Origin of the sequence: Allobosea sp. ASV33, assembly GCF_016428755.1 — a bacterium.
Lineage (GTDB): Bacteria > Pseudomonadota > Alphaproteobacteria > Rhizobiales > Beijerinckiaceae > Allobosea.
On the sequence record NZ_JAELTI010000007.1, the window covers coordinates 40,414 to 54,229 of the forward strand.

At 66.6% G+C, this 13,816-nt stretch carries 14 protein-coding genes; 7 read left to right on the forward strand and 7 right to left on the reverse strand.

Features of this window, described 5'->3' with window-relative positions:
• Positions 1-5 precede the first annotated feature (5 nt).
• The 4 genes from cyoB (at position 6) to JHD80_RS03815 (ending at position 3,928) form a co-directional block, all read left to right on the forward strand.
• Positions 6-2,006 carry a cytochrome o ubiquinol oxidase subunit I gene (gene cyoB, locus JHD80_RS03800; protein WP_199085047.1) on the forward strand — a complete coding sequence of 667 codons (2,001 nt, stop codon included), beginning with the start codon at positions 6-8 and terminating at the stop codon, positions 2,004-2,006.
• Positions 2,007-2,015: 9 nt separating this feature from the next.
• Positions 2,016-2,648, forward strand: coding sequence for a cytochrome o ubiquinol oxidase subunit III (cyoC, locus tag JHD80_RS03805; protein WP_199085048.1), 633 nt, complete (start codon positions 2,016-2,018; stop codon positions 2,646-2,648).
• The gene (gene cyoD, locus JHD80_RS03810) at positions 2,645-3,025 is read left to right on the forward strand and encodes a cytochrome o ubiquinol oxidase subunit IV (RefSeq protein WP_199085049.1); all 381 of its coding nucleotides are present in this window, start codon (positions 2,645-2,647) and stop codon (positions 3,023-3,025) included. Before cyoC ends, cyoD begins: the two co-directional genes overlap by 4 nt.
• A gap of 153 nt (positions 3,026-3,178) precedes the next feature.
• The gene (locus tag JHD80_RS03815; RefSeq protein ID WP_199085050.1) at positions 3,179-3,928 is read left to right on the forward strand and encodes an SURF1 family protein; all 750 of its coding nucleotides are present in this window, start codon (positions 3,179-3,181) and stop codon (positions 3,926-3,928) included.
• A gap of 18 nt (positions 3,929-3,946) precedes the next feature.
• Here JHD80_RS03815 and JHD80_RS03820 read toward each other — a convergent pair whose 3' ends face one another.
• The 5 genes from JHD80_RS03820 to JHD80_RS03840 form a co-directional block, all read right to left on the reverse strand.
• Positions 3,947-4,948: a 4-hydroxyproline epimerase gene (locus tag JHD80_RS03820; RefSeq protein ID WP_199085051.1), complete on the reverse strand. Its 1,002-nt coding sequence runs from the start codon at positions 4,946-4,948 to the stop codon at positions 3,947-3,949.
• A gap of 10 nt (positions 4,949-4,958) precedes the next feature.
• Complete coding sequence (locus JHD80_RS03825; protein ID WP_199085052.1) at positions 4,959-6,200, reverse strand: NAD(P)/FAD-dependent oxidoreductase; 1,242 nt, start codon at positions 6,198-6,200, stop codon at positions 4,959-4,961.
• A 123-nt stretch (positions 6,201-6,323) separates the two neighbouring features.
• On the reverse strand, positions 6,324-7,283 hold the full coding sequence (locus JHD80_RS03830) for a dihydrodipicolinate synthase family protein (RefSeq protein ID WP_199085053.1): 960 nt from the start codon (positions 7,281-7,283) through the stop codon (positions 6,324-6,326).
• Between the two features lie 143 nt (positions 7,284-7,426).
• Positions 7,427-8,137, reverse strand: coding sequence for a GntR family transcriptional regulator (locus JHD80_RS03835; protein WP_199085054.1), 711 nt, complete (start codon positions 8,135-8,137; stop codon positions 7,427-7,429).
• Positions 8,138-8,281: 144 nt separating this feature from the next.
• Positions 8,282-9,058: a transporter substrate-binding domain-containing protein gene (locus JHD80_RS03840; RefSeq protein WP_199085055.1), complete on the reverse strand. Its 777-nt coding sequence runs from the start codon at positions 9,056-9,058 to the stop codon at positions 8,282-8,284.
• Between the two features lie 33 nt (positions 9,059-9,091).
• Here JHD80_RS03840 and JHD80_RS03845 point away from each other — a divergent pair, with 33 nt between their 5' ends.
• On the forward strand, positions 9,092-9,277 hold the full coding sequence (locus tag JHD80_RS03845; protein ID WP_199085056.1) for a hypothetical protein: 186 nt from the start codon (positions 9,092-9,094) through the stop codon (positions 9,275-9,277).
• Here JHD80_RS03845 and JHD80_RS03850 read toward each other — a convergent pair.
• Complete coding sequence (locus tag JHD80_RS03850; RefSeq protein ID WP_248311377.1) at positions 9,258-10,436, reverse strand: OmpA family protein; 1,179 nt, start codon at positions 10,434-10,436, stop codon at positions 9,258-9,260. The genes JHD80_RS03845 and JHD80_RS03850 overlap by 20 nt on opposite strands.
• 49 nt (positions 10,437-10,485) lie before the next feature.
• Positions 10,486-11,931: a caspase family protein gene (locus JHD80_RS03855; protein ID WP_199085057.1), complete on the reverse strand. Its 1,446-nt coding sequence runs from the start codon at positions 11,929-11,931 to the stop codon at positions 10,486-10,488.
• A 168-nt stretch (positions 11,932-12,099) separates the two neighbouring features.
• Here JHD80_RS03855 and JHD80_RS28595 point away from each other — a divergent pair, with 168 nt between their 5' ends.
• Both JHD80_RS28595 and JHD80_RS03865 read left to right on the forward strand, forming a co-directional pair.
• Complete coding sequence (locus JHD80_RS28595; RefSeq protein WP_248311378.1) at positions 12,100-13,359, forward strand: DUF4399 domain-containing protein; 1,260 nt, start codon at positions 12,100-12,102, stop codon at positions 13,357-13,359.
• Entirely contained in the window at positions 13,359-13,802 is a 444-nt protein-coding gene (locus JHD80_RS03865; protein WP_199085058.1) for a DUF4399 domain-containing protein, read from the forward strand. The genes JHD80_RS28595 and JHD80_RS03865 overlap by 1 nt, the downstream gene beginning before the upstream one ends.
• Positions 13,803-13,816 lie beyond the last annotated feature (14 nt).

Consider the following 13,816-nt stretch of genomic DNA (forward strand, 5'->3'; position numbering starts at 1 on the left):
GAACGATGACCTCCTATCCCGACTGGTGGAAGCTGATCTTCGGCCGCTTCACCCTCGAGGCGATCCCCTATCACGAGCCGATCCTGATCGCGACCTTCGCCGCCGTCGCGCTCGGCGGCCTCGCGCTCGTTGCGCTCGTCACCCGCTACAAGCTCTGGGGCTATCTCTGGCACGAGTGGTTCACCAGCGTGGACCACAAGAAGATCGGGATCATGTACATGATCCTCGGCGTCATCATGCTGCTGCGCGGCTTCGCCGATGCGCTGATGATGCGCGGCCAGCAGGCGATCGCGTTTGCCGGCAACGAGGGCTACCTGCCGCCGCATCATTACGATCAGATCTTCACGGCCCATGGCGTGATCATGATCTTCTTCGTGGCGATGCCCTTCGTCACTGGCCTGATGAACTATGTCGTGCCGCTGCAGATCGGCGCGCGCGACGTCGCCTTCCCCTTCCTCAACAATTTCTCGTTCTGGATGACGGTGAGCGGCGCCGTCCTGGTGATGATGTCGCTGTTCGTCGGCGAATTCGCCAAGGTCGGCTGGCTCGCCTATCCGCCGCTCTCGGGGGCCGCCTACTCGCCCGGGGTGGGCATGGACTACTACCTATGGGCGTTGCAGATCGCAGGCGTGGGCACGACGCTGTCCGGCGTCAACCTGATCGCGACCATCGTGAAGATGCGGGCGCCCGGCATGGAGATGATGCGGATGCCGGTCTTCACCTGGACCTCGCTCTGCACCAACGTGCTGATCGTCGCGACCTTCCCGATCCTGGCGGCGACGCTCGCGCTGCTGACGCTCGACCGTTATGTCGGGACGAATTTCTTCACGAACGATCTCGGCGGCAACCCGATGATGTACGTGAACCTGATCTGGATCTGGGGGCACCCGGAGGTCTACATCCTGATCCTGCCGATCTTCGGCGTCTATTCCGAGGTGGCCTCGACCTTCTGCGGCAAGCGCCTCTTCGGCTATGCCTCGATGGTCTATGCGACGGTGGTCATCACCATCCTGTCCTATCTCGTCTGGCTGCACCATTTCTTCACGATGGGCTCGGGCGCCAGCGTGAATTCGTTCTTCGGCATCACGACGATGATCATCTCGATCCCGACGGGTGCGAAGATCTTCAACTGGCTGTTCACGATGTATCGCGGCCGCATCCGCTTCGAACTGCCGATGATGTGGCTGCTGGCGTTCATGCTGACCTTCGTCATCGGCGGCATGACCGGCGTGATGCTCGCTGTGCCGCCCGCCGATTTCGTGCTGCATAACAGCCTGTTCCTGATCGCCCATTTCCACAACGTCATCATCGGCGGCGTGGTCTTCGGCGTCTTCGCCGGCATCGCCTACTGGTTCCCCAAGGCCTTCGGCTTCAAGCTCGACCGGTTTTGGGGCCTGCTCTCCTTCTGGTTCTGGGTGATCGGCTTCTACGTCGCCTTCATGCCGCTCTACGTGCTCGGCCTGATGGGCGTGACGCGGCGTCTCAGCCGCTTCGAGGATCCCTCGCTGCAGATCTGGTTCGTGATCGCGGCGATGGGGGCGGTGCTGATCGCGCTCGGCATCCTCTGCTTCATCATCCAGATCGGCGTCAGCATCATCAGGCGGGAGCAGTTGCGCGACACGACCGGCGACCCGTGGGACGGGCGCACGCTGGAATGGTCGACCTCCTCGCCGCCGCCGGCCTATAATTTCGCGTTCACGCCGATCGTGCATGATCTCGATGCCTGGGCCGACATGAAAAAGCGTGGCTACCGGCGACCGCTCGGCGGCTTCAAGCCGATCCACATGCCACGGAACACCGGCGCCGGCGTGATCATCGCAGCGCTTGCCACGGTCGGCGGCTTCGCCCTGATCTGGTACATCTGGTGGCTGGCGGCCCTGAGCTTCGTCGCGGTGATCGCGACCGTGATCATCCATAGCTTCAACTACGACCGGGACTTCCATATCCCGGCGGAGGCAGTCCTGCGCGAAGAGGATTCGCGCAGCCAACTGCTCGGCAGGGCCTGAGGGGCGATGATGGCCAAGGCGAAAGCACAGGCTCAAGTCCCGGGCGTCCCGGCCTTCTACGTGACCGAGGACGAGCACGCCCATTCCGGCGGCTCGACCATGCTCGGCTTCTGGCTCTACCTGATGAGCGACTGCCTGGTCTTCGCAGTCCTCTTCGCGACCTATGGCGTGCTCGGGCGCAACTACGCCGCCGGCCCGTCGGGGGCCGACCTGTTCGACCTCAAGCTGGTCGCGGTCAACACCGCCATGCTGCTGTTCTCCTCGATCACCTATGGCTTCGCCATGTTGGCCATGGACAAGGGCCGGCAGGCGGTGATGCAGGGCTGGCTCGTCGTCACCGGGCTCTTCGGCCTCGCCTTCCTCGGGATCGAGCTCTACGAATTCGCGCATCTCATCCATGAGGGCGCGACGCCGATGCGCAGCGCCTTCCTGTCCTCCTTCTTCACGCTGGTGGGCACGCACGGCCTGCACGTCACCTTCGGCCTGATCTGGCTGACCGTGCTGATGGTGCAGGTATCGAAGCGCGGCCTGATCGAGGCCAACCGCCGCCGCCTGCTGTGCCTCTCGATGTTCTGGCACTTCCTCGACGTCGTCTGGATCGGCGTCTTCACCTTCGTCTACCTGATGGGCGTGCTGAAATGAGCGGTCCCCAAAGCCACGCCGAACCGCATGGCGCCCATGACGCCCATGGCGACGACCATGCCCCGCATGGCAGCCTGCGCGGCTATGTCACCGGCTTCCTGCTCTCGGTCGTCCTGACCGCGATCCCGTTCTGGCTCGTCATGAACGACGTGCTTGGGAATGCGACGCTGACGGCGATCGTGATCATGGGCTTTGCCGCCGTGCAGATCGTCGTCCACATGGTCTATTTCCTGCACATGAACGGCCGCTCGGAAGGCGGCTGGAACATGATGGGCCTGATCTTCACCATCGTGATCGTGGTGATCGTGCTCTCCGGCTCGCTCTGGGTGATGTACCACCTCAACACGAACATGATGCCGGACATGCACCGCATGTAGGAGACCGCTTGTCTGCTCTATTGTGGCGGCCGACTGACGGCGCTTTCTGCGCTTCCGGTGCTCACGTACGGATGTACGCTCCGCTCCGGTCTCGAAAGCACCGCCATTCGCCTCCCCACAGCGAGCAGCCCAGCAGTTTCCGGGAGCGCGATGATGACGCCGCTGGAAACAGAAGTGAGGCGCCGTCCGCCGTTGGCCCGGCTCGCCTTCGTCGTTGCGCTCGGTCTCTGCACGCTGATTTTCGCCGGGCTCGGCATCTGGCAGGTCGAACGCCGGAGCTGGAAGCTCGACCTGATCGCCCGCGTCGAAGCGCGGATTCATGCTCCCCCCGTTGCGGCGCCGGAACCAAATGCGTGGAGCGGCATCGGCGCGGCCACCGACGAATACCGTCGCGTCGTCCTGCAGGGCCGCTATCTCGATATAGCGGAAACGCTGACCATGGCGGTGACCGAGCGCGGGCCCGGTTTCTGGGTGCTGGCGCCGTTCCGCAGCGATGCCGGCTTCACCGTTCTGGTCAATCGCGGCTTCGTGCCGGAGGCCCAGCGCGGAGTTGAAGAGCGTCACGCAACCGGTTCAGGGCAAACGCAGGTGGTCGGCCTGTTGCGCCTGAGCGAGCCCGGTGGCGGGTTCCTGCGTAGAAACGATCCGGCCGCGGGGCGCTGGTACTCGCGCGATGTCGCAGCCATCGCATCAGTGCGCGGGCTGGGCGAGGTCGCGCCCTATTTCGTCGATGCCGATGCGGCATCCGAGCCCGGTCCGTTGCCGCTGGGCGAGATGACCCAGGTCGGCTTCCGCAACACGCATCTGATCTATGCGCTGACCTGGTTCTGCCTCGCGCTGATGAGTGCGGGCGCCGCGATCTTCCTGATCCGCCGAGGGGCTGACGAGCCGCCCGTGGATTGAGCAGAGCCGCCCGTGGTCTCAGGTCACGACGAAGCCATGGGCGAAGGGGTCGCGGTCGTCGATGAAGATGGTGTTGTAGCCGGTCATCCGGGCCCAGCCGGCGATGGAGGGGATGATCGCCGGGCGGTTGGCCACGGTCGTCGCGGCCTCGACGCGGCCCTTGAACAGCGAGCCGATGATCGATTCATGCACGAACTCGTCGCCGACCGCGAGCTTCCCCTTGGCGGCGAGCTGCGCCATCCGGGCGGAGGTGCCGGTGCCGCAGGGCGAGCGGTCGATCGCCTTGTCACCGTAGAACACGGCGTTGCGGGCATGGGCTTCCGGCTTCGTCGCTTGGCCGGTCCACTGGATGTGGCTGAGGCCCTTGATCTCCGGGTGTTCGGGATGGACGAATTCGTATTTGGCGTTGAGCGCGGCGCGCAGCTTCGGCGACCAGCCGATCAATTCGCCGGCGGTATGGTCGGCCATGTCGCGGAAGTTCTTCTGCGGCTCGACGATGGCGTAGAAATTGCCGCCGTAGGCGACGTCGACGACGATCTCGCCGAGGCCTTCGACTTCGGCCGTCAGGCCCTCGGCATGGAGGAAGCCCGGCACATTGGTCAGGCGGACCTCCTCGACGAAGCGGCCCTCCTGGCGATAGCTGATATCGACCTTGCCGGCGGGCGCCTCGATCGAGAGCTTGCCCGGCTCGCGCGGGGTGATCAGCCCGTTCTCGATGCCCATGGTGATCGTGCCGATGGTGCCGTGGCCGCACATCGGCAGGCAGCCGGAGGTCTCGATGAACAGCACGGCGACGTCGCAATCGGGGCGGGTCGGCGGGTAGAGGATCGAGCCCGACATCATGTCGTGGCCGCGCGGCTCGAACATCAGGCCGGTGCGGATCCAGTCGAACTCGCGCAGGAAGTGGGCGCGCTTCTCCAGCATGTTGGCGCCTTCCAGCCGCGGGCCGCCGCCGGAGACGAGGCGGACCGGATTGCCGCAGGTGTGGCCGTCGATGCAGGAGAAGGTGTGGCTGGCCATGGTCCGACTCTCAGAAGCGCTGCGGTGAGAAGGAAGCGATGTCGATAGCGGGCGGCCGATCCGTCAAGAGATCCGCGACCAGCCGGGCGGTGCCGGCCGATTGCGTCAGGCCGAGATGGCCGTGGCCGAAAGCGTAGACCACGCGCGGGGTGGCTCGCGCCCGGCCGATCGCCGGCAGGCTGTCCGGCAGCGAGGGGCGAAAGCCCATCCATTGCACGCCGTCATCGGGCTTGAGCCCGGGCAGGAAGGCGCGGGCCTTGGCCAGCATCGCCTCCGAGCGGCGGAAATTCGGGGGCAGGTCGAGCCCACCGAGCTCGACGGCGCCACCGACGCGGATGCCGATCGACAGGCGGCTGACGACGAAGCCGTGGCCGCCGAAGGTGATCTGGGTGCGCAGATCAAAGGCATCCGGCGGCAGCGTGGTGTTGTAGCCACGCTCGGTCTCGAGCGGGATGCGCTCGCTGAGGCTGCTGGCGATGCGATGGGAGAAGGCTCCGGCGGCCAACACGACCCGTGCGGCCTGTCGCGTCTGGCCGCCACGGGCATGGATCGTGACGCCGCCGTCGACAGGCGCGAGGCTTTCGACCTCCAGCCGTTCGATCGTGCCGCCGCGGGTGCGGAAATGGTCGGCGAGCGCGATCGTGTAGCCTTGCGGGTCGGCGATCGAATACCAGCCGGGGGTGAAGGTGCCGTGGGTGAAGCGCGGCGCGAGGCCGGGCTGGATCGCGGCCATGGCGGCGGCGTCGAGGTGCTGGAAGGCGATGCCGTGGTCCGCGCGGGCCTGCCAGCCGGGCAGGGAGGCGTCGAGCTCGGCCTTGCCCTCATAGACCTGGAGGTTGCCGTCCTTGCGCAGCATGGCGACGGTGCCGGTTTCCTGCAGGAAAGGTTCCAGCTCCGCCTTGGACAGGTCCATCAGCGCGGTCTGCGCCGCCGTGGAATGGTCGACGCGCGCCGGCGAGCAAGCCCGCCAGAAGCGGAACATCCAGGGCGCGATCTTGAGCGCATAGGCGGGCGGCACCGAAAGCGGCCCGAGCGGATCGAGCAGCCATTTCGGCGTCTTACGCAGGATTCCGGGCGAGGCCAGCGGCAGGATATCGGTGAAGGCAAAGGCGCCGGCATTGCCGGCCGAGGCGCCCGCGGCCGGCCCCGTCTTGTCCAGCACGGTGACCGAGAGGCCCCGCCCCTGCGCCGCGATCGCGGCGGAGAGGCCGACCACGCCGGCGCCTATGACGATGACATCGGGATTGGCCATCTGCGGTTGCGCTTCTCGAATGCAGGCTTGGTCTCGCCCCGGACCGGGAGGCGGTCCGGGGCAGCCCGGCATGGAGCCTTTCGGCGCGCGGCGGAAGAGGCTCCGCCGCGCGGGGGCCTATGATCAGGCCGCCTGCTTCCGGGCGACATTCGCCTTCGACCAGTCGGCATACCAGGCGTCGAACAGCTTGAGCTGGGCTTCGCAATAGCCGCGCTGGCTGTCGCTCAGCGCATCGGTCTCGTTGAAATGCAGCGTGTATTCCTTGTCGCCCTTCAGCATCATCATGTGCTTGAAGAACAGGACGAGGTCCGGGCCTTCGTCGAAGGAGGAGAGCACCGCGAGCGCCTGCTCGAGCTCCTGCGCCTGGCGGCGGGCGGTGGCATCGCCGGCGGCGGCGGCCACCGAGAGCTGGCAGAGATGCAGCACTTCCTTCGGCAGGACGTTGCCGATGCCGGTGATCGCGCCCGTCGCGCCGCAATTGACGTAGCCATGCACGACGGCGGTATCGACGCCGATCATCAGCGAGACGCCGTCGTCGCGGCTGGTGATGCTCTCGGCCGCATAGCGCAGGTCGGCCGCGCCGCCGAACTCCTTGAAGCCGACGAGGTTCGGGTGCTCGGCGCGTAGCGCGAAGAACAGGTCGGCGCGGGTGGCGAAGCCGTAATAGGGGCTGTTGTAGATCACCGCCGGCAGGTCCGGCGCGGCGGTCAGGATCGCCTTGAAATGAGCCTTCTGGGCGGCGATGACCGAGCCGCGCGAGAGGACGCGCGGGATCACCATCAGGCCCTGGGCGCCGACCTTCTGGGCATGGGCGGCATGTGCCACGGCGGAGGCGGTGTTGACCGCACCGGTGCCGACGATGACCGGGATGCCGGCCTTCACCAGACGCTCGACGCCTTCCATGCGCTGGGCATCGGTCAGGAGGGGCCAGTCGCCCATCGAGCCGCAATAGACCACGGCGGACATGCCGGCGGCGATCAGCTCCTTGCCCTTGCGGACCAGCGCGTCGAAATCAGGGGTCCGGTCGGCTTTGCACGGGGTCATCAGCGCGGGGATCACGCCGGAGAAAATCTTGGCCTTCATCTCGCTCTCCTTCTGGATGTCGTTCTTGCGGAGACCCCGCCGCTAGAGCCGGATCCGATCGGCACGCGCTCTGGCGGCGCGCCCCTCCCGAGCTGCTTATAGCGTTTTGCATATTCTTTGTCGACAAGAATTACACAAGATACTCAGAGTGTGACGTCGAGTCGCTCATCCCCGATCATAAGCTTTTGAATCTGCTGGACGATCTGCTCGGCATGCGCCTTACTGAGGCGGTCGGCCAGGGCAGTGTCGCGCGCCACGATCGCGGCGATCATCGCCTCGTGCTCGTCGACGAATTGCTGCGGCAAACGGTCGTCATAGGACTGGTAGTAGAGCCGAAGGAAGCGCCGGCCCTCGTCGAGGAGGCGGCTGAACAGGCTGTTGAAATAGGGATTGCGACCCGCGTCGGCGATGGCGGCATGGAAGGCGGCGTTGGTCGCGATCATCGCCAGGGCATCCTGCGCCTTCACCGCGGCGGCGAACTCGGCCTGCCGGGCATGGATCGCCTCCAGATCCGCCGGGCGGCGATTCTGGGCGGCGAGCTGCGTCGTCACCCGGTACATCAGCGTCAGCGCGTCGAAGAAGGGCGACATGTTGAGGAAGTCGAGATTGGCCACCATCGTCGAGCGGTTCGGCAGCGTATCGATCAAGCCTTCACCGGCCAGGCGGACCAGCGCCTCGCGGATCGGGGTGCGCGACATGCTGAAGCGTTCGGCGAGCTGGACCTCGTCGATCGGGCTGCCGGGCGCCAGGACGAGATCGAGGATTTCGTCGCGCAGCAGGTCGTAGACGAATTTGACACCCGAGCCGCGCTTGCGCTCTGGAACGGCGGCCGGCTTGGTCTTGGGGGCTTTCATGGGAATCCTCTTGTCGACAAGAGGAATACGGGCGGCGCGGCACTTGATCAATCAAAGACCTGCGGGGCGGCGACGATAACTGCCCGTCAGACCTCATCCATTCGGATTGCAGCGAAAACCGTCGAGAAGTCTTTTGGGCCTCGTTCAGCGGGCGGAAGGCATCGCGGCGACGGAGAGGCCGGTCACGCCATGCTTGGCGATCAGCCGCGCGACGGTCCCGGTTTCGATCGCCGCCGCGACGAAGCGCGTGAGGTAATCGAGGGCGATGCCGGATGTCTTGGGCGTACCCAGCGCCTGCTGGACGGCCATGAAGCGGCCGGGCAGCATCCGCGAGCCCGGCAGCGTCTTTTCGTCCTCGATCAGCTTCGGCCGCAAGCCGGCGAGCGCATCGAGCTTCCGGTCGACGAAATGCCGGTAGGCACCATCGAAGCCCTCGCCGCTCACAAGCTCGGCCGCCTGGATATTCCGCTCGAGCCAAAGTCCATAGGCCGTGCGGGCCGCGACCGCGATGCGCCGCCCCTTCCGGTCGACCTCTCCTACCGACCGCAGATCCGAGCCCTGCGGCACGAGATAAGTCGCTTCGATCTCAGTATAGGCAGGCGTGAAATCGATCACGGCGGCGCGCTGCGGCTCGGCCCCGACGAGAGCGACATCCCATTCGTCGCGCTCCGCCGCATCGGCGAGCGGGCCGGGCGATTCATAGGGGACATAGGCGAGCGGCAGGCCAAGGCATTCGGCCAGGATCGCGGCCATGTCCGGCGAGACCCCGGCCGGGCCGCCATCGGCCGTGCGACTGGAAACCAGCAGGAAGTTCGACAGGTTGATGCCGGCCCGCAGCACGCCATGGCGCGAGAGCGCCTGGCGGACCGCTTCGGGTGGCGCACCGATGATCGCGCCGATCCGTTGGGCTTCTTCGGTCATCGTCATGCCGTCCGAGGGGTTTCGGTGACGAGCGTGTCGAAGCGCTTCGCTCCAATCTTTGGAAAGACATCTGAGGGGCGCGAGGGGGAGCCGGTCAGCACGGTGTCGATAGCCTTGTCGATCGCAGGAAAGCTGGCGAAGGCGCGCAGCTTCCGCTTTTCGCGGGGCTATCGCAACAGTCTGCCGCAAGGCGTGATCGTCAGCAGCCGATCACCTTGAACTCGACGCGGCGGTCGAGCGCGTCGCTGGCATCGTCCTTGCCGGTTCCGACGAGGTTCTCCTTGTAGCCGCGGCCGGTCGCGATCATCCGGCCGCGATTGTCGGGCGCGCCGGTCAGCAGGAGATCCATGACGAATTGCGCCCGCAAGGTGGAGAGCCGTTCGTTCACCTGCGGCAAGCCGGTATGCGAGGTGTGGCCGACGATCTCCAGGCAGGCGCCCTTCTGGCGGGAGCGGGTCGCGATCTGGCTCAGCCACATCGGATAGGGATCGGTGATCTGGCGATCGTCGACGAATTGCGTCGTGCCGGGCTTGAACAGCAGCTTGACCATCAGGCGGTCGGAGGCGAGGCCGTAATCGATCAGGTCGCCGAAGGCGTCGACCATGTCCTCGCGCCGGGCGAGCTTGCTGGCGGCGAGATAGGTGCCGATCCGGACGCGGTGCTGCTCGCCGCCGGGCAATTTGCGCGCCGTCCGGTAGAAGGCCAGCGCCTCGCGGAAATGCTGGGTCTCGTAGGCGAGAATGCCGTCATTGATCAGCGCGTTGGCGGTCAGCGTCTGGACATAGCCGGCGTCGATCGGGTCGCCCAGCTTGGTGCCCTGGCAGGTCTTGATATAGGCGTCCGTGGCCTGATCCTTGGCCCAGAGCGGGGAGTCCCGATAGTAGAGCGTCGGCGTGGTATCGACGCCCTCGATACGGGCGCGGGATACGCCCTTGGAGACAACGCTGTTGGATTTGAGATCGGCCAGCGTCAGGCAGATCCGGTAGGCATCGCGCGGCCCATCGGCGACGCCCTGGTTGTTCACGGCGGTGAAGGTGCCGACCAGCACCACCGGCTTGCTGGCGAGGGCCTCGCTGTCGAAGGGCAGGACGGTGAAGCGCGGATAGTTCGCCTTGACCATCTCCATCAGCGTCGCCTGCATCGAGCGCGTCGCGGCCGATTGCGCGCCGGAGGCTGCGTCGATCAGCGGGTCGATGACGAGATTGACCTTGTCGCCGGAGACGGTCGCCTTGGCGAACAGATCGTCCGCGGCCTTGCGGAGCGCATCCGCGAAGGGTACCGGCGTCGGCGGCGGCGGTGTCTGGGCGATAGCCGCGGGCGTGCCCGCCAGCAGGGCCAGTCCGACCATGGCGGTCTTGAAGCGGACCAGGCTCGTCATGCCTCACCTCTCCAGTTCGGGCCGGGCGCTTCGCCTCGGCCACCTTGCATCAGCGGCATTGCCGCAATTGTTCGCGCGCCGCGGGCGTGAGATCGCCGAGCTGAGCACGCATCAGGAGTTCGGCACACTCGCCGGAGGCCCGCCCTCTCGGCGCGGCCTCCGCTGGGCGCGCGGGCACGCCCGGCATGGCGACGGGTTGAGTCGAGCGGTTCTGCGGCATCGCCCCGGGTGCGCCGAGCCGTGCGGCCATGGCCTGCTCGACAGTCCGGCGTTCCTCGGCAAGGCGCTGCTTTTCCGTTTCGATCGCCGCGAGCTCGGATTCGCGGCGGGCAAGCTCGTCGGCGAGGCGCGCGCGCTCGGCCTTGTCCTGCGCACGCGGCGGGGGCGGGGCAGGGGCGACCGCGACAGGCGCGGAGCCCGGAGCCGGCAAGGGCGGCGGGACGCCGACCGCATCGCCGATATCCTTACGGGCAAGGTCGTCGGCAGCCTGCCGCCGGCCCTGTTCCGCCTTTTCCAAACGCTGGAGCAGGGCGCGCTCGCGCTCGGCGAATTCGCGCACGAGCTTGTCGCGCTCGGTCGAGACCGAGGAGCGGCGTTCGAGCAGATCGAGCCGCGTGCGCGCATCGATGGCGAAGAAGCTTTGCGGATAGCGCTGGATGAAGGCCTGCAGGGCGGTGGGATCGTCGCTGGCGCGGATGCGGCGCCAGACATCGGCATCCGTCTCCTCGCGATTGAGGTAGAAATCGCCGAGCAGTGAGAGCGACAGTTCCGGTGTCTGCCGGCCGGCGGTGGAATCGTAGACGCTCTTCTGCACGCGGCGGAACAGCGCCGCGACTTCCAGGCCGGGCTGGTCGATCTCGCGCACCAGCGCGGCGGTGAAGGGGCTGTTGCGGCCAGCGCCGTCGGCGGCGACATCGTTCGCCTGCGTCGCATAGGCGATGACCATGCCTTGCGCGCGCTGGACGGGAGCGAGACCGGACGCGACCGAGAAGCCGCGCGTCGCCTGCCGCTTGGCGAGCAACCCGACGAAGGGGTTGTTGCGGCAGGCGTCGAGCACCATGATCTTCACGCCCTTGGCATAGTTCAGGGCGGTGACGACGTCGTTGAGCCGGGTCGTCTCGTACTGGACGCCCACCTCGTCCTCGATCTTCGCCTCGACCGGAACGAGATAGTTCTCGCCGTTGAACTGGAAGCCGTGGCCGGCGAAATAGAACATCGCGGCATCGGCATCCTGGGCCAGCCGGGCAAAGCGCGTCAGCGCCGCATCCATGCCGCGCTTGTCGAGATCGATACCGTCGACCACCTCGAAACCGACCTTGCGCAGCGCGACCACCATGTCGCGCGCGTCGTTCACGGTGTTCGGCAGGACGGGGGCGTTGCGATAGCTGGAATTGCCGATGACCAGCGCGACGCGGCGCTCAGGCGGCGTCTCGGCCAGGGCGAGGCCGGAGAGCAGCAGGAGGATCAAGCCGCAGAGCCGGGCGACGAGGGTCATGGGCGCATCCTGGAGGCAGCCGGCCGCCTCTACGTCATGCTAATGCATGACCCCCTCCATCTCCAGAACAAAGCATAGTCCTTTATCGAAACGGGACGGCGTTTTGCTTGAAGGCTCTCATGGCTGCTGATAGCCTTCCGTCCATCTTCTCGCGGAAGGAAGACGCTGATGCTACGCATTGCGCCGGCGCTTCTCGTGTTGGGTCTGGCCTTGGTGATGCCGCTGGCCGGAACGTCGGCGCAGGAGCGCGCCCGGCAGCGCAGCCCGGCCCCTGCCTCCGCGCGTCTTTCCTTCATCGGTCTCGCCGACAAGGCGCAGGTTCCCGCCAAGCTCACGGTGCGCTTCGCGATCACCGGCATGGAGGTCGTCCCGGCCGGGCAGGCGGCGCGCAATGGCGGACATCACCATCTGTTGATCGACACCGAATTGCCGCCGCTCGACCAGCCGATCCCGAGCGATTTCAACCATATCCATTTCGGCGGCGGGCAGACCGAGGCCGAGATCGCGCTGACGCCGGGCAAGCATACGCTGCAACTGCTCTTCGCCGACCACAACCATGTGCCGCATGACCCGCCCATCATGTCCGAGCGCATCACGGTCGAGGTTCCGGCAACGCCGGCCGAGAAGCCACGCTCGGTCGCCGCGCCGGGCGCGCGCGTCTTCTTCATCGACTTGCAGGACGGCGCGACGATCCCGAGCCATGCCAGGGTCCGTTTCGGGGCAGAAGGCATCACAGTGACGCCGGCCGGAACCAGCAGTCCGAATGGCGGCCACCACCATCTCCTCGTCGACACAGAACTGCCGGCGCTCGACCGCGAGATTCCCAGCGACTTCAACCATCTGCATTTTGGGCGCGGACAGACCGAGGCCGAAATCTCGCTGCCGCCGGGCGAACACACCTTGCAATTGCTGATGGGCGATCACGAGCATGTGCCGCATGATCCGCCGGTGGTCTCGCAGCGCATCCGGGTCCGCGTCGTCGGCGACGGGCAGCCCGTCGCTGCCGCGCAGCCGGCGCTGCATGCCCATGGCGCCGGCACTGCCCGCACGCCCTCGCCCAACGATGCCGCCGTCTATTTCGTCTATCCGCGGGATGGCGACCGGATCTACCCGACCTCGACGATCCGCTTCGGCCTGCGCAACATGGGCGTGGCGCCGGCCGGCGTCGCCAAGCCGAATACCGGCCATCATCATCTGCTGGTCGATACCGCGCCGCCGCCTTTCGATGCACCGATTCCGGCCGATCTCAACCATATCCATCTCGGCGGCGGCCAGACCGAATACCGGGTGACCCTGCCGAACGGGCGGCACACGCTGCAGCTCCTGCTCGCCGACGAAAACCATCTGCCGCACGATCCGCCGGTGATCTCGGAGCGCATCACGGTGATCGTGGCGCCGGGCGGGCCGAACGCGAGGAGGCGCCGGTGATGTCGCGAACCCGCATCGCAGCCGCCGGCCTTTTAGCGCTGGTGGCGTGGCAGGGCCTCCCCGCGGAAGCCGTCGCGCAGACGCCAGCGCGCCAAACCGCGCCGCCGGGCGCGCAGGTCTATTTCCATTACCCGATCGATGGCCTGAGCGTGCCGGAGCGCTTCACCGTGCGGATCGGCCTGCGCGGCATGGGCGTTGCGCCGGCCGGCGTCAATCATGCGCGGACCGGGCATCACCACCTGCTGATCGACACCGATCCCGGCCCGCCGGACCAGCCGATCCCGTCCGACTACAACAACATCCATCTCGGCAACGGCCAGACCGAGGTGGTGGTGACTCTGCCCAAGGGCCGGCACACGCTGCAACTGCTGCTCGGCGACTACACTCATACGCCGCATAATCCGCCCGTGATGTCGCAGAAGATCACGATCAATGTCCGCTAGAGGGAAAGGATACC

Bases quoted from the DNA above. Each gene is read 5' to 3' on its own strand.
- cyoB (WP_199085047.1), top strand. From the start codon at position 6: ATGACCTCCTATCCCGACTGGTGGAAGCTGATCTTCGGCCGCTTCACC.
- cyoC (WP_199085048.1), top strand. From the start codon at position 2,016: ATGGCCAAGGCGAAAGCACAGGCTCAAGTCCCGGGCGTCCCGGCCTTC.
- cyoD (WP_199085049.1), top strand. From the start codon at position 2,645: ATGAGCGGTCCCCAAAGCCACGCCGAACCGCATGGCGCCCATGACGCC.
- JHD80_RS03815 (WP_199085050.1), top strand. From the start codon at position 3,179: ATGACGCCGCTGGAAACAGAAGTGAGGCGCCGTCCGCCGTTGGCCCGG.
- JHD80_RS03820 (WP_199085051.1), bottom strand. From the start codon at position 4,948: ATGGCCAGCCACACCTTCTCCTGCATCGACGGCCACACCTGCGGCAAT.
- JHD80_RS03825 (WP_199085052.1), bottom strand. From the start codon at position 6,200: ATGGCCAATCCCGATGTCATCGTCATAGGCGCCGGCGTGGTCGGCCTC.
- JHD80_RS03830 (WP_199085053.1), bottom strand. From the start codon at position 7,283: ATGAAGGCCAAGATTTTCTCCGGCGTGATCCCCGCGCTGATGACCCCG.
- JHD80_RS03835 (WP_199085054.1), bottom strand. From the start codon at position 8,137: ATGAAAGCCCCCAAGACCAAGCCGGCCGCCGTTCCAGAGCGCAAGCGC.
- JHD80_RS03840 (WP_199085055.1), bottom strand. From the start codon at position 9,058: ATGACCGAAGAAGCCCAACGGATCGGCGCGATCATCGGTGCGCCACCC.
- JHD80_RS03850 (WP_248311377.1), bottom strand. From the start codon at position 10,436: ATGACGAGCCTGGTCCGCTTCAAGACCGCCATGGTCGGACTGGCCCTG.
- JHD80_RS03855 (WP_199085057.1), bottom strand. From the start codon at position 11,931: ATGACCCTCGTCGCCCGGCTCTGCGGCTTGATCCTCCTGCTGCTCTCC.
- JHD80_RS28595 (WP_248311378.1), top strand. From the start codon at position 12,100: ATGCTACGCATTGCGCCGGCGCTTCTCGTGTTGGGTCTGGCCTTGGTG.
- JHD80_RS03865 (WP_199085058.1), top strand. From the start codon at position 13,359: ATGTCGCGAACCCGCATCGCAGCCGCCGGCCTTTTAGCGCTGGTGGCG.